Source organism: Paraprevotella xylaniphila YIT 11841 (assembly GCF_000205165.1).
Classification (GTDB): Bacteria; Bacteroidota; Bacteroidia; order Bacteroidales; family Bacteroidaceae; genus Paraprevotella; species Paraprevotella xylaniphila.
The window spans coordinates 1-20,104 of sequence record NZ_GL883891.1; the positions used below are offsets into that span (position 1 = coordinate 1).

Annotated in this window: 9 protein-coding genes and 1 pseudogene; 7 read left to right on the plus strand and 3 right to left on the minus strand. The window is 49.0% G+C overall.

Annotated elements, in window-relative coordinates; all coding sequences use genetic code 11:
• Window positions 1–334: 334 nt before the first annotated feature.
• The 3 genes and pseudogenes from HMPREF9442_RS16990 to HMPREF9442_RS15115 form a co-directional block, all read right to left on the minus strand.
• Window positions 335–427 (minus strand): annotated as a pseudogene (locus HMPREF9442_RS16990) (PD-(D/E)XK nuclease domain-containing protein); the annotation flags it as partial.
• A gap of 66 nt (window positions 428–493) precedes the next feature.
• Complete coding sequence (locus tag HMPREF9442_RS15110; protein ID WP_008630318.1) at window positions 494–1,024, minus strand: UpxY family transcription antiterminator; 531 nt, start codon at window positions 1,022–1,024, stop codon at window positions 494–496.
• 813 nt (window positions 1,025–1,837) lie between these two features.
• Entirely contained in the window at window positions 1,838–3,502 is a 1,665-nt protein-coding gene (locus tag HMPREF9442_RS15115) for a glycoside hydrolase family 43 protein (RefSeq protein ID WP_008630327.1), read from the minus strand.
• A gap of 335 nt (window positions 3,503–3,837) precedes the next feature.
• Here HMPREF9442_RS15115 and HMPREF9442_RS15120 point away from each other — a divergent pair, with 335 nt between their 5' ends.
• The 7 genes from HMPREF9442_RS15120 to HMPREF9442_RS15150 all read left to right on the plus strand — a co-directional run bounded on the left by HMPREF9442_RS15120 (window position 3,838) and on the right by HMPREF9442_RS15150 (window position 20,094).
• Window positions 3,838–5,367, plus strand: coding sequence for a glycoside hydrolase family 43 protein (locus HMPREF9442_RS15120; protein WP_008630331.1), 1,530 nt, complete (start codon window positions 3,838–3,840; stop codon window positions 5,365–5,367).
• Between the two features lie 98 nt (window positions 5,368–5,465).
• Window positions 5,466–8,015, plus strand: coding sequence for a fasciclin domain-containing protein (locus HMPREF9442_RS15125; protein ID WP_008630332.1), 2,550 nt, complete (start codon window positions 5,466–5,468; stop codon window positions 8,013–8,015).
• A 21-nt stretch (window positions 8,016–8,036) separates the two neighbouring features.
• Complete coding sequence (locus tag HMPREF9442_RS15130) at window positions 8,037–11,381, plus strand: SusC/RagA family TonB-linked outer membrane protein (protein ID WP_008630333.1); 3,345 nt, start codon at window positions 8,037–8,039, stop codon at window positions 11,379–11,381.
• Window positions 11,382–11,405: 24 nt separating this feature from the next.
• Window positions 11,406–13,115 (plus strand): RagB/SusD family nutrient uptake outer membrane protein, encoded by a 1,710-nt coding sequence (locus HMPREF9442_RS15135; protein WP_040603278.1) that lies wholly within the window; start codon window positions 11,406–11,408, stop codon window positions 13,113–13,115.
• 30 nt (window positions 13,116–13,145) lie between these two features.
• Window positions 13,146–15,164: a fasciclin domain-containing protein gene (locus HMPREF9442_RS15140; protein ID WP_253271128.1), complete on the plus strand. Its 2,019-nt coding sequence runs from the start codon at window positions 13,146–13,148 to the stop codon at window positions 15,162–15,164.
• Window positions 15,165–15,183: 19 nt separating this feature from the next.
• Window positions 15,184–16,830, plus strand: coding sequence for a fasciclin domain-containing protein (locus HMPREF9442_RS15145; RefSeq protein ID WP_040603280.1), 1,647 nt, complete (start codon window positions 15,184–15,186; stop codon window positions 16,828–16,830).
• A 9-nt stretch (window positions 16,831–16,839) separates the two neighbouring features.
• Window positions 16,840–20,094, plus strand: a complete 3,255-nt coding sequence (locus tag HMPREF9442_RS15150; RefSeq protein ID WP_008630338.1) for a SusC/RagA family TonB-linked outer membrane protein — start codon at window positions 16,840–16,842, stop codon at window positions 20,092–20,094.
• The last annotated feature ends 10 nt before the right edge of the window (window positions 20,095–20,104 follow it).

The following is a 20,104-nucleotide window of genomic DNA, read 5'->3' on the forward strand; positions in this document are numbered from 1 at the left end:
GGCTACGGCTATTTTCATATCCTTTTTCATTTGATGAGTATAGATTTATTACCTTACTTTGCGAACGAGCAAAGTAAGGCTACAATGTTTCACTTATTCTTTGGATTCCGGACAAACATGCCTCTTTCTTCCTCTACAAGGAGTTTTGTCGGGAAAAGGGTTCGCATCCTTCATACTTTTTGTATATCAGCATATTAAGGTGAATTCTGTCATAAAAAATCCTTCACAATCCTTTCACTTTTGAAGCTTACGAAAATGTTACTATAATCTATCATTCAATAGGTTAAGGTGAAATCTTTTGCTCCCCATTCGGAAAGCACGTGTCATCGGCGGTTTATCCAATCACCCAATCTTTCAGCGTATGCCGTTCCATGTCAAAGTTGATTCCGATTTTCACCACGGACAGGCCGCACAAGGCGAAACGTTCGGATGTGCAATAGCAAAGGTACAAAAATGAAGTGTGGCGTAAAAACATTATTGCGGAAATCTTCGCTTACAGAAGCTGTATGAATTCCGGTTCTACCTCCACGGCGGCTGCCAACAACATAGGCAGTTCCACTAACAGGCGTTTCACGGTAGTGCCACGTACTGTGACGAGGCTGCCTTCGTAGCCGTGGAGCGGACCGCCGATGATGCGTATTCTGCGGTTGCGCATGGCCGGGGTGATTTCTTCGGGACGGTAGTATTTGGAAGAGATGGAGGAGGACACGGCACGGATGAAACAGTCCATGTCGGCTTCGCGTACGGTCATGGGTTCCTTGAAGCCACCATGCACGTAACGGTATTGCAATCTGAGGCCGGGTGCCATGAACGGGTCGAGCACGTCGTGTGTGCTGTGGGCGAAAAGCAAGTCACGCATGTAGGGCACATCTTTCCATTCTTGTTTTCCACCCTGCGTCACAACTTTTCTGACTAACGGTGTGAAACATTTTATTCCTTTTCCCGTCAATTTATCAAAAGCCGATAGCTTGGAGTTGGGACGGCTTAGGTCGCGCAAGACATACCATTGAGGCGTTTCGTCCATCTTTCTCAAAGGGGTACTTTTATTACTCCAACTTGTCTTTGCATTTTCTTGTTAGACAAGTTGTTATGTGGATGTTTCCAAAATATATGGGATTTTGAATCGCAATCCATTACGTTTTTCAACCGTATGTTTGTCATTCCGTTTTCCCTCGGCACTTGCATGCTGTTCATGTGGTCTATCTCTTCACAAGAGATGAACCACGTCGCAAAGATATACAAAAAAAGTCAATAAAGTGCTAAGTAACAACGAAAAAAAATGCATTTGTTTTCCGTTCATTGTTTTGCAAAATCGTGTTTGCTCAACGAAAAACAAATAAAGGCTGATTCTGATAAACCAACTAATCAAATGGAATACAGCATCTTACGCATCAAAAGCTCTAATTAGTTCATCTCTTGTGAAGAGATAGGCCCATTCCCCCAATCTTTTTTTCATCCCCTTACACAGGGAGTTTCCAAAAACATGTTTCATCTTTCAGGATTCACCGTAACTATTTGGTATAAAGCGTATTGGCAGGCTGAACGATAAAAAGGCCATCTTTCAGCCTCTTGTCATGTAGAAGAACGGAAATCAATCTGCGCCAAACGAAAAATCATTCGGCTGAGAATGATTTTTCGTTTGGCGCAGAAAAAAAGTGTGTCATGACGAGATCGGTTTCCACCTCTCTGCAAGGCACGGCTGAAATATGGGCTGAAAGATAGCCGGATGAAAGTTCAGCTTATAAGTGATTTGTTATAAGTGTGTTATAATGTAACCTGAAAGATGAAACATGTTTTTGGAAATTCTCTCTGTAGAGGCTTTTACGGAAAAATATCTTTATCTTGAAGGATTGTCCGATGTGGCGTATAAGCCTATGCAGGCACCGATAAAACCGCCGGAACGGTTCGTACTCAGGTTGACGGCATCCACGCCTCGGGCCATCAGCATCCAATGGCTGCCGGTGGAGTAGTAGAAATCATAATAACGGCCTTTGCCACAGATTTTCAGTTTGACGGGAGCGGCGGTTTCTTTTTCGTCCAAGAACACTGTGCTTATGCGTACCGTTTCCTTTTCCGACCGGGTCAGCGTGAGGGCAGGTTTGCCGCCTACCAACGTCTTTCCGAACACGAAATTGTATTCCTCGTTTTGCAACAGGGTGAAACCGGCCAATTCCTTGGCAGAACGGGGTGTGAATGTCACCTCCGTTTCGGCAGTGAACGTGTGGTGCTGCTGCCGTGCGAATAGGGCTGAGGGGGATTCCTTTTGCGAAATATTCACTGGTTTGGCATGGAGGGCCAATCCCTTTCCGTCGAGGGTGTAAAAGTCCGACGGGTTGCGCAAGAACATCCAACGGATGTCCAACGTGTCCGAGGCGAAGCGGTCGCAATATCCGAAGTTTCCCGTCAGGTGGTTTTCCTTGGGTTGCAACCCTTCCTTTTCGTTGACCGTGGGGATGGCCTTGTCCTTTTCCAAGATGGTCGGCCATCCGTTCTCCCAACTTACCGGCAAGAGGTAAGTGTCCCGCCCCGTATTGTAGAAGTCTTCCTCATACGGGCGGCAAGCCAGGAACACGGCATACCAGTCACCGTCCGGCGTGGACACGAGGTCGGCGTGTCCGGCACTGGTCACGATGTCCGGCCGCTGTGGGTCCAATCCCGTGCGTTGTGTCAGGATGGGGTTGCCATCGGTGAACTCTTCCCAAGGGCCTTCCGGTTTCTTCGAACGGAAGATGACTTCGGAGTGCCATGCGCCCGTACCTCCTTCGGCGCACATCAGGTAATAATATTTGCCGATGCGGTACAAGTGTGGGCCCTCTATCCAGATAGGATTCTCCTGCACATGGCTGCCCGAACGTACGATTTCGATTGGGTCGCCCACCACGCTGTCGCCTTCCACGTCGAAATAGTGGAGCATGATGCTGCGTTCGCCTTCGTATACATGTCCGCCTACCGGTTCGTCGTTATTTACGATATATCCGCGTCCGTCCTTGTCGAAAAAGAAAGAGGGGTCGATGCCTCCCACTTTGGGCAGGTAAATGGGTTCGCTCCACCCTTTGGCCGGGTCTTTCGTCTTTACGAAGAAATTTCCGGCTCCCACGTTGGTCGTGATCATGTAGAAGGTCTTGTTCTTTTCGTTGTAAGTGATGGCCGGCGCGAAGATGCCTCCCGACACGTTTTGGCGGTCAAGCGGGAGCTGCGACTTGCGGTCGAGCACATGTCCCAGTTGTGTCCAGTTCACGAGGTCCTTGCTCGTGAAGATGGGCACGCCGGGGAAAAACGAGAAAGAAGAGTTGACCAAATAATAGGTGTCCCCCTTGCGGCAGATGGAAGGGTCGGGATAGAACCCGGCCAGAATCGGATTGAAGTACTGGTTGTGCGGATTGATTTCCTTGTTGAAACGGCTGTCGTCCCCATTGTATGAGAAATAGTTGAAATGTGCCGTTTGTGCTGTGGCAACCATATTGGCCATCATCAGGATAGAGAGAGATAATACATGTTTCATTGTTTATACTATATACTTTTTTATTTGTTGACTTCAAGTGTTTGCGTTTTTCCCCTCTTCAATACCTATGTGGGGTAATTTCGGCAAATGTTGCAAATATAGGAAAGACATCGTTTCGTGTTTTTATTTGATGTCGCAGATGTTTTATGTCATGTATCAATGCGGTGTGCTTTCGTTTTTTTACCGGTGTGCTTCCTTTATTTTAAATGGTTGGAAGTATCCGTTTGTGGTAGGATTGGACATGGAGCAAATCTTCTGTTACATAGAAAGAAAAGCGTTGCCGGAATAATGATTAAGTTTGCCATCGTTCATTTATATGTTTAAAACCAAAGAGAATGAAAAAGAATCTTTTTGCATGGGCTGTCGCCTACATGTTGGCTGCCGGAGAGGCCGGGGCGCAGAATCCTATCATACAGACACGTTACACGGCCGACCCGGCAGCTTGCGTTTATGGGGATACCCTCTATCTTTATACCAGTGTGGACAACGAGGAGGGGGAAGGCTACCAGAAAACCATTTGGCAACTGTACACAACCACGGACATGGTGAACTGGACCGACTGCGGCACGGTGGCGTCGTTGGCTGATTTCAGTTGGGCCGGTGACAACGGGGCGTGGGCGCCCCATGTGGTTCCGCGTGACGGGAAATGGTACATGTATGCCCCGATCCACATGCGGGGTATCGGTGTGTTGGTGGGGCAGTCTCCTTGCGGGCCTTGGCGGGATCCGTTGCAACGCGCCCTTATCAACCATGACATACGCGACATCGACCCGACCGTTTTTATTGATGACGACGGGCAGGCTTACTTGTATTGGGGAAATAACGGGCTGTGGTATGTGAAGCTGACCCGGAGCATGGTAGACTACAATGGCGAAATCATGGAAATTCCTTTGACGGAAGAGACGGTGGGCGGATATGAAGAGAAATACAAGGACGAGAACGGTGAGGAGCAAACCCGTCTGGTGGGCGTTGACAAGTATGAGGAAGGGCCTTGGGCGTATAAACGTGGAGAAAAATACTATCTGGTTTATGCCGCAGGCGGGATTCCCGAACATTTGTCTTATTCAATGAGCGATTCGCCTACTGGCCCATGGAAATATCAAGGACGCATCATGGACTCTCCCGACGGGAGTTTTACGACCCACCCATCCGTGGTGGATTTCAAGGGACGTAGCTACATTTTCTATCATAATGGCAAACTTAAGGGAGGAAGCGGTTTCCGGCGTTCGGTCTGCGTGGAGCAATTCGAGTATAATGCGGATGGTACGATTCCCCATATCCCGATGACCAAGAAAGGGGTATCTGAGCCGGTGGCCCATGTGTCGCCCTACGCCCGGCAGGAGGCCGAGATGATAGCTTTGTCGGTAGGGGTACGTACGGCACAGGATGAAAGCCGGGGTGTCTATTTGGATTCGCTCGACATGGGGGATTATGTGAAGGTGAAAGCCGTGGATTTCGGCGAGGAAGGGGCGCGGAGCGTACGGCTGTGCGTACGGCAGCGGGAGAATGACGGGTTCATACAGGTGTGTATCGATAGCCAGTCGAATGTGGTGGCCACGGTAGACGTGTCCGGTGTGCAGGATTGGGTGGAACTGGCCGCTGACCTGAACGAGGTGGTCACTGGGGTGCACGACATATATTTCCGTTTCCGTGCCACGGATACTGAGAAGCGGAATGAACTCATGCAATTCGACTATTGGTACTTTTTGCCACAGACGGTGTCGGGTGTGGAATCCCGTGAAGCCGTAACCGGTAGCCGGGACGGGGTGTCCGGACCGTACGACTTGTCCGGGCGGCGTATTGCGCAGCCGGGAAGAGGCATATATATAAAAGGTGGAAAAAAATACGTGGGACAGCCTTTTTGATTCATGCCGCAAACAACGTGCGACATAAAATAAAGTGCTAATGGCTATTTCAGCCTACCTTTACGCTTGGAAATAGAATTTAACCAATAAAAACAAAAATGAAAAATAGTCTTTGTCATCGATTTAAAGTAAAGACCTTTGCGGCGGCTGCCTTGTTGGCGGCGTTTGGAATGCAATCGTGTCAGGACGAAAACCTGGTCGGGCAACCCACGTGGCTGAATAATTCCATTTATGGCTGGTTGCAGGAACAAGGTAATTATGAATACACGCTTCGTCTCATCAACGATTTGAACATGGCAAGCGTTTTGAACCAAACAGGAAGCAAGACCTTGTTTGCTGCTGACGATGCGGCTTTTGAAGCTTTTTTCAAAGAGAACGGTTGGAACGTGAAGAACTATGGGCAGTTGTCCGTGGCCCAGAAAAAGATGTTGCTCAACAGTTCCATGGTGAACAATGCTTACCTGATAGAGCTGCTGTCGAACGTCCCGGGCAATCCTCCGCAAGAGGGGATGTGCATGCGCCGCGAGGTGGCGTTGAGCGTCTACGATTCCGTGGCACGGATCATGCCGGAGGACATGCCCCAAACCAAATATTGGAATAAGGTGCGCGGACGTAAAGACGGGGTTCTCCTGATGCGGGACAACAGCAGTGCGCCCATGATACACTTGTTGCCAAGGTTCATGAAGACCAACAACATCACGGATGGCGACTTGGCCAAGTTGACGAATGGCAAATCCTTGTCTGCGGCAGAGTCGTGGGTGAACGGCATAAAGGTGTTGGCTCCCACGGACATCACGTGCAAGAACGGCTACGTGCAAAAGGTGGAGGAAGTAATCACGCCGGCAGACAACATGGCGGAAATCATCCATAAGCATCCCGTCATGAGCGAGTGGGCCAAACTGTTGGATTTGTACAGTGCCCCTATTTATGACGCTGCTGCCACACGGGAATACAACCGGCTGTATAATACGTCGGATTCTGTCTATGTGTTGCGTTATTTCGCGAAGCAAGCCAATGGCGGGTCGAATTTGCAGGATCCCGATAACATACAGAACCAAGTGCCCGGTTATTTGGAATTCGACCCGGAGTGGAACCAGTATATGTACACTAACACCTATAACAAGACGCTGAACTATGATTGCGGTGCCATGTTGGTGCCGACCAATGCGGCTTTGGAAAAGTGGTGGGACGGAGAAGGCAAGGCGCTCCAGGATGTGTATGACTCTTTGGTCAACGTGGACATCAATGTGTTGAACAAATTAATCAATGTCAACATGATTACTTCATTCGTCGACCATGTGCCGTCCAAGTTCGAGAGTATCACCAACGATGCCAAAGTGAGCATGGGAGTAAAGGAAGAGGATGTGGACAGTTGTTTTATGGGGTGTAACGGGGTGGTTTACCTGACGAATAAGGTCTTTGCCCCGGCTGCCTATCGTTCCGTTTCTTTTCCGGCCTTGGTGCGTCGCAACACCACCATGGGCGTGGTGTACTGGGCCATCGAGCAATTAGGGTTGGATGCCTACCTGAATTCAATGGATACGCGTTACAGCCTGATACTTCCTACGAATGAAGCTTTTTTGAAGTATGTGGATCCCTGCACCTATGGCAAAGGGACATCTACGCTTTATGAGTTCTTTTGGGATACTGACAGGCAGAACGTGGGAGCTTACAAATACCAGTATGATATGGCCACGGGGACGATTTTGGATCCCGATAATAAAGAAACCGTTTATGCCAACAGTTCTTCCGGCAAGGACAATGACGCGGTCATGAACCGCCTGAGCGACATCATGGAAAATGTAATTGTCGTGGGTGACATTGAGGACGGGCATACTTATTACAAGACGAAAGGCGGAGGGACTATCAAGGTAGAAGGGCACGGAACTGATATCAAAATCAGCGGCGGCTTGCAGATTGAGCAAAATGCTCCTCTCAGTGTTTCTACGATTTATGACCAGACGGAAAACGGTAACGGAAAAGCCTACGTGATTGATGATGAGATCTTGATGACAAGCCGTAAGTCTGTTTACCAGACATTGACAGAACATGAGGAGTATTCCCGCTTCCTGGAACTGTTGAGCGGCGGCGACCCGGATTCGACGGATTATAACTTGCTGACATCCCAAATAGATGACAAGTATTCCTGTGTAGACCAGAACATACGCCTGTTCGAGACATACAATTACACGGTCTATGTGCCGACCAACAAGGCCATAGAGGAATTGCACGAGAAAGGTGTCCTTCCGTATTGGGAAGACTTTGATAATGCGACCGACCCCGATGCCCGTTACAGGATTAAAAACAGGATTGTGAATTTCTTGCGTTACCATATACAGGATAATTCCGTGTACATTGGTGACGGGAGCGAAAGCGGGGTCAAATATGAAACGGCCAAGCTGAATCCGGCCAACCGGCGTTTTTACAGTGTGACAGTGGACAAGGAGGGCAATGACGGCATGACGGTGACCGACAACCTTGGACGGACACGGCGCGTGGTGACCACCGAAGGGCTTTACAACAACATGTGCCGTGAATATGCTTTCGATACGGGGAAGAACACCATATACACCTCGTCATACGCCGTGGTGCATTTGATTGACGGGGCATTGATGTATGACGAAGAGCAAATGGAGAAATATGAATAACAGGTAATGTCGAATTGATAAATGAACATTATGAATAATAGAATATTGATGACCGTCCTATGGCTCGGGCTTATGGTCGGTTCGGTTCATGCCCAGATAACGTCCGTGAGCGGTACGGTACGGGATGAGATGGAAACATTGATAGGGGCGACGGTGTGTGAGGTGGATGCCACGGGGCGTAACATCAACGCTACGATTACGGATTTCAACGGCCATTTTGCCATGAAGGTGAAGAGCACGAAGAATAAGCTGAAAGTCAGTTTTATGGGATATAAGACGCAAACGCTCCCCATAAACCGTACGGTGTACAACATTACGTTGGAATCTGCACAACGTGTAATGAAAGAGGTGTCTGTCGTATCCAAGAAACGTTTGAACAGCGGGGGGCTTGCTATTCCGGAAAGGGAAGTCAGCTTTGCTACCCAAACCATATCCACAAAAGAATTCGAGGGGTTGGGCATTACGACTGTCGATGAAGCTTTGCAAGGACGTATCGCCGGGCTTGACATCATTTCCAATTCCGGTAATTTGGGAAGCGGGACCACGATGCGTTTGCGCGGAACGTCCTCCATCAGTACGCTGACCAACCAAAACCCCCTTATTGTCGTGAACGGTAACACGTGGAACGTGGACATGAGCACGTTCGACATCAACAGTGCCAACGATGAAACCTTTGCCCAGTTGTTGAACGTCAATCCCGAAGACATAGAGGAAATCAGTGTGTTGAAGGATGCTGCTGCCACGGCTATTTACGGCTCGCAAGGTGCCAACGGGGTCATCGAAATCAAGACCAAACGCGGTAAAAGGGGAGCACCTGCCGTAAGTTATTCCTTGCGTCTTACGGGGACTTACCAACCGGAAGGCTATAAGATGCTGACGGGCGATGAGTACACGATGTTGCTGAAAGAAAGTTATTTCAATCCGGAGCAAAGCTCTACGGCTTCCAACATCCCGGAATTGAACTACGACCCTACCTTTTCGGAGTATGAACAGTACAATAATAATACCGATTGGCAGGATGAAGTGACCCAATGGGGATTGAGGCAGAACCATTACGTTTCTGTAACCGGAGGAGGCGAGAAGGCTACTTTCCGGATATCGGGAGGGTATGACCATGAGACTGGTTCCGTCATCCAACAGAAATTGGACCGCCTGTCCACTCGTCTGGCTTTGGACTATTACGTGAGCGACCGTATCAAGATTTCGACGAACTTTGCCATGACTTACACGGACAACCAGAAGAATTACGATGACTTGTTGGCCATTGCTTATAAAAAGATGCCCAACATGTCCGTTTACGAGCAAGATCCCCGCACGGGACTTTCCACCGGAAGATATTATGAGATGCTCCAGTCTGCCTCTTCCGTATTCAACGGGAATCAGAAAGACCTGGTAAATCCTGTGGCCAGTGCGCACTTGGCAAAGTTCGGTGACAAGACTTACGACATTACCCCGGAACTGGAAATCCAATACAACCTGTTGGGAACCACAGAAGATGAATGGCAGCTAAGATGGAACGGACGGGTGAACATGAATGTTTTCAATGAGTATATCGACAAGTTCTATCCGCAAGAACTGAAAACCATCAGTTGGAACGGGGATGTCAACATGGGATATACCGGAAGCTCGAAGAATGTGGCCATTGATACCAAACAGACGTTGACGCTCATTCCGGCTTTCAAGAATAAAGACCATTCCATGATGGCCATGGCGCGCTTCAACCTCATATCCGGCAACAACAACCAACAGTACACGGAATCTCGCGGGCTTCCTTCCGGAGGAATAGAAAGTCCTGACGCGGGCGGCATGATTAAGGGTATGTCTACCAGTTATAAACAATGGCGTTCCATTTACTACACGTTTTCCATGCACTATTCGTACAAGAGCCGTTATTCGTTGGATTTCTCCGTGCGAGCCGACGGAAGTACGAAATTCGGTCCGGATCAACGTTGGGGTGTTTTCCCTGCCGTTTCCGCACGTTGGAACATCATTGACGAATCTTGGATGGAGTGGAGCCGTAAATGGCTGTCCATGCTTTCCATACGTCCCAGTTGGGGCAGGGTGGGCAACCAACCTACGGAGGATTATCTTTATGAAAGCAAGTTCGGCACCGGTTCGGCTTATATCGACATGAATGCCATGAACCAGTCGAACATGCGTCTTACGGATCTTCGTTGGGAGACCAAATCCACGTATGATGTGGGTATGGATTTGGGATTTTTGGACGACCGTTTGAAACTGACTTTGGAATGGTATCATTCGACCACGAACGACATGTTGATGAGGGATGTCTCCATACCTTCGAGTACGGGATTCTCCAAATTGGCTTATAGGAATGTTGGTAAAATGCGGAATTTGGGTTGGGAATTCAATATAACGACGAACAGGATTATCAAGGCCGGTAAGTTTTCTGCCGATTTCAATGTGGCATTCGGAAACAACAAGAATGAGATTCTTGAAATGGACGCTACCGTGCTGAATATGTTGAACACCAAGTTTACACAAGAAAACCGTAACGTGTTGCAGCGCGTGCAATTGAACAATCCTTTCGGGGCAATTTACGGTTTCCGTTATAAAGGTGTATATCAATATCATTATGAGACTTTTGCGGACATGGGGGTGGCCGAACAAGAACAGTTCCTGGCAGACGGAAAGACGGCTCCGGTCGTTTTGAATGCCAACGGGGAAATCATCCGCGACAGCAAAGGGGAACCCAAACGGGTGAAATACTGTTTCTCGAATGCTGAAAACGAATCGAAGGATTATGATTTCAAGGGCGGTGATGCCATTTACGAAGACATCAACCATGACGGGAACATCAATGAATTGGATATCGTCTACCTCGGCTCTTCATTACCCAAGCTCACGGGAGGATTCGGCTTTACGTTGAATTACGACCGTTGGAGGCTGAATGCCCAGTTCAATTACCGTGTAGGCAATAAGATTCTGAACCTGGCCCGTCTGGATGCCGAATCCATGATTACGAACAACAACCAAAGCCAGGCCGTGAATTACCGTTGGCGCAAGGAGGGCGATGTGACTCCGATTCCGCGAGCCATGTACGGGACATTGAGCAACGGTGCCGTATCCAATTACAACACGTTGGTCAGCGACAGGTTTGTGGAAGACGGTTCGTTCCTGCGGCTCAATTATTTGCAACTGTCTTATTCGTTCAGTAGCAAGGTGGCAAGGGCGTTGCGGCTTAAAGGCTTGCGCTGTTACGTGAGCGCGAACAACCTGTTCGTATTGACGAAATACAAGGGTGTGGATCCTGAAATCAATTATGGAAGTTACGGTGTGGCACAAGACAGTGGGCAGACACCGCGTGCGAAGTCGTTTACCTTGGGCGTTACCGTCGATTTCTAAATAATAATCAAAAGCGAAGAAAAAATGAAATCATATTCAATCTTAATGTCGGCAGCGTTAGCCGCATGTTCATTTACCGGTTGTGGGGATTTTTTGGACATCAAGCCTTTGAATGATATCGTGCTGGAGAATTTCTGGGACGAGAAAAGCGATGTGGACAATATGATAAGCGGCTGTTACTCTACGATGCAAAGTGGCGACTTCGTGTACCGTCTTATGGTTTGGGGCGAAGTGCGTTCGGACAATATCATGGCGGGCAACAACGTGAATACGAATGTCGATTTGTCCAATATCTTTGAGGAAAACTTGCGGGCGAACAATTCCTACACGAAATGGGAGAAGTTTTATAGCGTAATCAACAGTTGTAACTTGATTATAAAATATGCTCCCCAGGTGGCAGAAAAGTCCCCGGATTATACCCCGAGTGCCTTGAAGGCCACGGTAGCGGAAGCTTCGGCGTTGCGTGACTTGTGCTATTTCTACCTGATTCGCGCTTTCAGGGATGTTCCCTATACGACGGAAGCATACGTGGACGACAACCAACAGTTGGCTTTGCCGGCCAGCAAGTTCGACGATATTCTGGACGCGTTGATAAAAGACCTCGAGTCGGTTCAAAATGACGCAGTGAAGGTCTATCCGGAAACAAGTCCTTTATACCAGACAGGAAGAATCACGCAGGATGCCATCCACGCCATGCTTTGTGAGATGTATTTATGGAAGCAGGATTATGAAAAGTGCATTTGGTATGCCGATACGGTCATCAATGCCAAGTTGCAAGAGTATAATGAAAAGTACCGGGAGTATGGCGGCCTTGTGACCGGTGTGGTAGACAAATTGGTGGAAGGGTATCCTTTGATTAGTGATGCGAACAGTACCAATACCATGTATGGCAGTGCTTATACCCAATTGTTTGTGGACGGCAACAGCAGTGAGAGCATTTTCGAATTGACTTACATGGACAATGACAATATGCTTTCCAACGAGGCGGTGAGCCATGGTTATGGCAATGAAGAAACCTTTCCCGGCTTTTTCCGTCCTGCCGATTTCATCGCAACGGATATTCCGGACCGTTCTTACCAGATTTATAATAACATGTATGATACACGTTATTATGAAAGCTTACAGCGTTCCACTTCTACGGATTTCAAGATTAACAAGTATGTTACAAACAGTGCCACGATTGACTTGTCTGCTTCCACGTCCGATGAATTGTCCGTGTCCTACGGTACGGCTTATAGGGCGAGTTATTGTTCGGCCAACTGGATCGTTTACCGCCTGACGGACATCATGCTGATGAAAGCCGAAGCGTTGGTACAACTTGCCGTAGACAGGGAAAACGGGAAAGACCCGAAGCTTTCCGAGGCTTTCAAGTTGGTCAATGCAGTAAACCTTCGTTCCAATTGCGACAAGAACAAGGTGGCAGTTCTGGACAGCACATTATATACGACGAAAAGTACGATGAATAACCTCGTGATGGCCGAACGCCAACGGGAACTCATGTTCGAGGGGAAAAGGTGGTTCGACTTGGTGCGTCGTGCACGTCGTGAGGGCAATACGGACTATTTGGTGGAACAGGTGAAGCGCAAGTATACGACGAACGGCTCTGCCGTGCAAAGTAAACTTTCGAGGATGGAGGCCATTTATTGGCCTTATAACGAGGACGAACTGAAAGTCAATCTATATTTAGAACAGAATCCTGCTTTTGCAAGCGGGGAAAGTAGTTCGTACGAATAAAGACAGTATAAACACAAAAAAATGATGATTATGAAAAGGTCAGTATTTAAATATTGGGGAGGCTTGGCTGCCTTGTTGGCCCTGTTCGGTTTCATAGGATGTTCCGATGAACCGGATGAGATGAATTACTATACCTTTAAAGGGCAGATGATGAGCGACTACCTGCTAAAGACCGAACAGTTCAGCGATTTTGCCACATTGGTCAACCGTGCCGGGATGATGGACATGCTTTCTTCCTACGGTTCTTATACGTGTTTCGCTCCGACCAATGCAGCCTTGCAAGATTACATCAAAGGAAAAGGGTTGAGGTCGCTCGACGATTTGACGGACGCGGATTGCGATACGATTGTCCGTACGCATTTGGTGGAAAACATGTATTCCACTTCTGAGATGAACGACGGGGTGTTGCCGACGACCAACATGAACCGCCGTTATTTAGAGATAGGGCATGGCAATGATGAAAACGGGAACGCCGTGGTTATGGTCAACAAGACTGCCCATGTCATTTTCGAACTTCAAGACGACTCGGTAGAGAACGGAATCATGCAACCCGTAACGGAAGTGTTGGAAAACTCCAACCGGATGTTGCCGAAGGTGTTGGAGCAAAACGATAAGATTACGACGTTCTATGCAGCTTTGAAGGCCACGGGATTATTAGATTCCCTCAACGCCTATCGTGACGATTCGTGGAATCCGGATTTGTATGAACGTTATTACTACACTTCCCATATTAACCAAGAGACGGCTACCGTTCCTGATGAGAAACGTTACGGGTTTACGTTGTTCATCGTTCCGGACTCGGTATTGTCGAGGAAATACGGAATCGTGCCCGGTGACATCAAGGGGCTTTACGATAAGGCGTGTGAGATATATGATGCGGTTTATCCGGAAGATAAAAATGCCGAATACCATAGCTTTGAGCGGTTGGAACACCGCAAAAACCCGTTGAACCGTTTTATGGCTTACCATATCCTCGACCGTGACGTGAAAGGGTGGAATTACCTGACTCCATTGAACGACATCGGCATAGAGACCACTTTGATGAATCCGGAAGACTGGTATGAGACGATGCAGCCCCGTACGATGATGAAGGTGGAGAAGCTTACGGTATGGAAATATACGAACATGTCGGGCGACCAACGTTTGGAAATCTACCTGAACCGGCGTTATGACGACAATTACAGCATCCACGGTTCCATGGTCAGCCGCACGATAGAACCGGAATATGAGCAAGAGGGACTGAACGGGCGGTATTTCTATGTCAACGACATCGTGGCCTTTAGTACCGACACCCGTGACATCGTGCAAAACTGCCGTATCCGGATGGATTTCTCTACGATTTTTCCAGAGTTGATGACGAATGATATCCGGCAGAACGGCGACCCGAGATACAACGATCCTCCTTTTGACGAGACAGCCAAGTACGGGCGTAATTACTATTTCCCCAACGGGTATTTGAAGAATGTGAAGAGTGCGGGATATTTTATTTACCGCCGTCCGCGTTTAGGGTATTACTGCTATGAGGGAGACGAAATGAACTTGTTCGGTGACTATGATTTCACGTTTAAGACACCACCAGTCCCGTTCGAGGGTGATTGGCAAGTACGTTTGGGGTTCACTTGCGAGCCGACGCGTGGCATTGGCCAAATCTATTTCGACGATGTGCCGCAAGGCATACCTTTGGATATGACCAAAAACCTTGCCGACCCTACCATTTTGGGTACGGCGTTCCGCAGCGATTACACATCTGCCATGTCTTCTTCCGAAAAACAGGAAGAACGGAAAGCGTTGAAAAACAAAGGGTATTACCGAGGTGCTGCCGGAGGGTATCATTTATTGGGAGACCGTCATGACATATTCGCAAATTGTGCGGATACTTATCGCATTGTGCTTTGTACGGTGCATATCAATCCTGACAAGGACCATTTCTTGCGTATCCGCAACGTTTCGGACAACGGCAGCACGGAGTTCATGCTCGATTATCTGGAACTGGTGCCCAAGAGCGTATATGGCGTGACGGATGACGGAGAGCAAGAGGATGATTTGTAAGATGAATAAACGACGAATTATGAAAAAGACAATTATAAAATATGCTTGGGCGGCATTGCTGCCGTTCGTGGCTTCGTGCAGTGACGAATGGGATGAACATTACGGACAGGGTAACCCTATGGCCAGTGAAGAGTCCTTGTGGCAGGCGTTACAAGAACGCCCAGAGCTGTCCAATTTTGCACGTTTGGTGGAAAATGTGGGATATGAATATTATTTCGGCGGTGACCGGATGTTTACCCTTTTCGCTCCCACTAACGACTATCTCACGGAGGCAGCTGTGGACAGCCTGACAGAGGTTTACAATACCCAAAAGAACAACCGGATAAAGAATAACGACAACACTGTCATTAAACAATTCTTGCAAAACCACATGGCGATGTATAATTATGCTGCCATCCCGTCAGGAGATTCAGTGCAGATGATGATGTTGAACGGCAAATACAGTTATTTGGCGGATGGCACAGTGAATGGGGTGAAGTGCCTGACTTCCAACGAACTTTATCGCAATGGTGTGTTGTTTACCGTAGATGGCCGGCTCCCATATTTTGCCAACGTGTCCGAATACTTCAGCACGGATGCCGAGTTGGACAGTATCGCGTCTTTCTTCAGCCGGTATAACGTGTATGAGTTCGACCCCTCCCGTAGCGTCCCGGGGGAGATTGTAGACGGGAAGACGGTCTATCTGGATTCCGTGATGAACCTGAAGAACGTCATGTTCGACGAATTGGGATACATCAACCGTGAAGACAGTGCCTATTGGATGGTAGTGCCTACGGACCGGCAATGGAAGAGCCTTTATGAGGAATACAAGGCTTATTTCAACTACGACAATACTACCGCAAAGCGTGACTCCATGGAAAACTTGATGACGCACAAGGCTATCATACAAGGTACGATATTCAATATGAACATCCAACCTTCGCTGAACGATTCTGTCGTATCGACCAACTGGAATGAGGCCAATTACAGATACTATAAATGCTTGCGTCCTTTCGACCAAGGCGGGGTCTTCGCTGAGGCCCGTGATGTCACGTGCAGCAACGGGAAGGTATTCATAGCGGACAATTGGGCGATAGACAAACGTACGACATTTTTTCAGGAAATAAAGATTGAAGCGGAGAATGCTTATTACCGGGACAGTGTGGCCAAATGTAAGGAACCGGTCACTACTTGTGTAGTTCCGGCAGGAAATCCGTTGTACGGACAAGTGTCAGGCAATGCTTTTGTGCAGGTGGAACCGCGCAATACCGCTGTGACGCCGTTGATACGATATACGATACCCAATGTGCTGTCTAACATCGGTTATGACATTTATGCCGTTTTTGCCCCCGCGATAGCTGCCGACACGTTGGCTACGGACACGCTGCCGCTGAAAGTCAAGTTTTCGTTGAAATACAACGACCAGGATGGCAGGCAAGTGAACGATATCAAAATGAAAAATCCGATTAGCGGTACCTATTCGTATGAGACGGTTCCCAATGTCGTGGATACCGTCCTGGTTGCCAGCGATTACAAAATTCCTACATGCAGTTACGGGCTGAGCGAACCTCAAGTCCGCTTCACAGTGGAAAGTGACCGTTCGACTTCCAAATACACGCGTGTCCTGCGTTTGGACTGTATCGTGTTCAAACCGCACGAAGATGAAAACAACGATTCTAATGAATAACATAAGACCATGATGGACATGAAGTATAAAGTATATTGCGTTTCGGCCATGATGTTGTGTTGCATGGCCTCGGAAGCACAGGAAAAAGACACTGTCGGGGTTGGTGACAGTGTGAAGAATGAAAGTGTCAGCCGTGTACGGAAAAAGGTAAAGACACGTACCATACGGGGAAAAGTGTTGAGCGGTACGGATAAGAAGCCCAAAGGCGGAGCCATGGTCCGCACACACGGCATGGACGGCTACAGTACGTTGACGGAAGAAGACGGGACTTTTAAGCTCGAACTCCCCGTTTTTGCGTCCTCCATCGATGTCTCTTCTCCGGACGACCATTTGGTGGAAGTGGGACTGCGTTCCACGGAAGAGCAGCCGCTCATCTTTTTGTACCCTCAGAGCGTGGTACCGTTGTACGGCAAGAAAACCGATATCCTGAACATGCGTGTGGCTGACGGGGCTAACTATTCCCCGGCCCTGTCGGTGGAAGAAGACATACAGCGTGAGTTGGGGGCGAGCGTGCGCACGGTGATGCGCAACGGCACGCCCGGTATCGGGGGCGTGATGATGATGAGCGGCCTGAATTCCATCAATGCTAATGCACAGCCGCTTATCGTGATAGACGGAGTGCCTTTGGACCAACAATATGGTAGGGAAATGCTTCACGACGGGTTCTACAATAACATCTTGACCAACATCAATCCGGCAGACATCGACCACGTGACGGTGTTGCGTAATGGGACGGCCCTTTACGGGGCCAAAGGTGCCAACGGGGTCATCCTTATAGATACCCGGCGGAGTAAAAGCATGGCTACCCGTATTACCGCCACATTGTCGGCTGGTGTCACTTTGGAACCCCGTTATTATGACATGATGAATGCGTCCCAATACCGGACGTATGCCAGCGAGCTGCTCAAGACCACCAACACGGCCATTCGCGATTTTAATTTTTTGGATGATTCCCCGAACAATTATTATGCGGAGAAATATAACAAGAACACCGATTGGAAAGACAAGGTCTACCGCACGGCTTTCTTGCAGAATTACGGCATCAATGTGGAAGGCGGAGATGAAGTGGCACAATACAACCTGTCATTGGGGTATACGGGAGCACAATCCACATTGGAACAGAATGACATGGACCGGCTGAACATCCGGTTCAATTCCGATATTGCGTTAGGTAATAAGCTAGACGTACGCTTCGATGCGGCATTTACCAACATCACCCGTGATTTGCGTGACGATGCCGCGCCCTCGAGTTATGAGGAAGGGACGCCCACGTCGCCGTCTTTCCTGGCGTATGCCAAGGCTCCGATGTTGAGCCCTTATACGTTTTCCAGAGGGGAAATCTATGAGAACCATTTGGACGTGACGGATGAAACTTATTTGGACGAGGCGTTGGCCGGATATAGCAATTATAACTGGAAGTTAGGTAACCCGTTGGCTATCCTTGAATATGGCGAGGCGCAGAACAAAAACCATTTCGAGAACTCCATGCTGAGCCTTTCCATCAAGCCTAAATTCAAGTTTAACGACCATCTTTCGCTCAGCGAGCATTTCAGCTATGTGCTGACGAACACGAACGAGAAGTATTATATCCCCTTGAACGGTGTACCCGACTACTATGTGTCGAGTCTCGGGGCTTTCAGGCAGAACGAGGCACGTTCGTTGTTCTCCAAGCAGAATGCCATCATGAGCGACACCCGTCTGGAGTGGAACCAACGGTATGCCGCGCATGCCATTGCCTTGCGCGGAGGCTTCCGCATGCAATGGGACAGCTACCAGTTGAATACCCAAGTGGGTTACAATACGGGAAACGACAAGACTCCGTTCATCTCTTCTTCTTTGCAGGATGCTGCAACCGGGGGGGCGAAGGACCAATGGAACTCTTTGGCCTACTATGCCCAGGCCGATTATGACTTTAAGGGCCGTTATTACTTGCAGGCCACGGTGGCAGCCGAAAGTTCTTCCCGTTTCGGACGCGACACGGACCAGGGAGTGAAGATGTGCGGGGTGAAGTGGGGGATCTTCCCGGGTTTCCAAGCTTCTTGGGTTGTCACCAACGAGCCTTGGATGGCCGGATCAGGTTTCCTCAACTACCTTCGCCTATCGGCCGGAGTGGACGTGAGCGGCAATGACGATTTGCCTTACTACGACACACGTTCGTATTTTGCCAGTTCGGACTATATGGGACAGGCTTCCGGGTTGGCGATTGCCGGTATCGGAAACGAGAAGATCCAGTGGGAGCGGACTCGCCGGGTCAATGTCGGTGTGGATGCCAACCTGTTGGATAATAGGTTGGGCGTGCGTTTCAATTATTTCCGCAGTGCCACAGACCATTTGCTGATGTGGCAGGAGATGTCCTTCCTGAGCGGCCTGGATAAGACTTGGGGCAACGGTGGCAAGTTGGAGAACCGTGGTTTCGACGTGGAAGCCACGGGAGTGGTATGGGCTTCACCGTCATGGCAATGGCAGGTCGGTGCCAGTGTGGGGCATTACAAGAACGAGGTCACCGCTTTGCCAGACGGCCAACAGTATATGGATACGGAAATACTCGGGGCCACGGTACGTACGGAGATAGGCCGCCCGGCCAATCTGTTCTATGGCTATAAGACAAAGGGCGTGTTTGCCACGAGCGCGGAAGCCCAGGCCGCAGGCTTGTACGTCCGTGATGCCAACGGGGTGGACCGGACGGCTTTCGAGGCAGGTGACGTGCACTTTGTGGACTTGGACGGTGACCATTTCGTCACGGAGGCCGACCGCACGGTGATAGGCGACCCCAATCCGGACATTTACGGTAACATCTTCACTACCGTGCAATACCGGCGTTTTCGTTTGGACGTGCGTTTCAACTATTCTCTAGGGAACGACATCTATAACTATATGCGCCAACAGCTCGAGTCAGGAAGCCGTTTCATGAACCAGACCACGGCGTTGGCACGGCGTTGGCAGGTGGAGGGGCAGCAGACAGACATACCCCGGCTCTCTTTCCAGGGTCCGATGGGCAATAGCCGTTTCAGCGACCGTTGGATTGAAGACGGGAGTTATTTGCGGCTGAAGACCGTGACGTTGAGTTATGACCTGCCTATCTCTTCCACGTTCTTGCAGGGATTGCAGTTCTGGGTACAGGCCAACAACGTGTTTACCTTGAGCCGTTATTTGGGGGCTGACCCCGAGGGTGCGGCTTTGTCTGCTGTCCTGGGGCAGGGCATAGATGCCGGAAGCGTGCCTCAGAGCCGCAATTTCATGGTGGGTATCAAAATCAGTCTCTAATCTTAAAAGT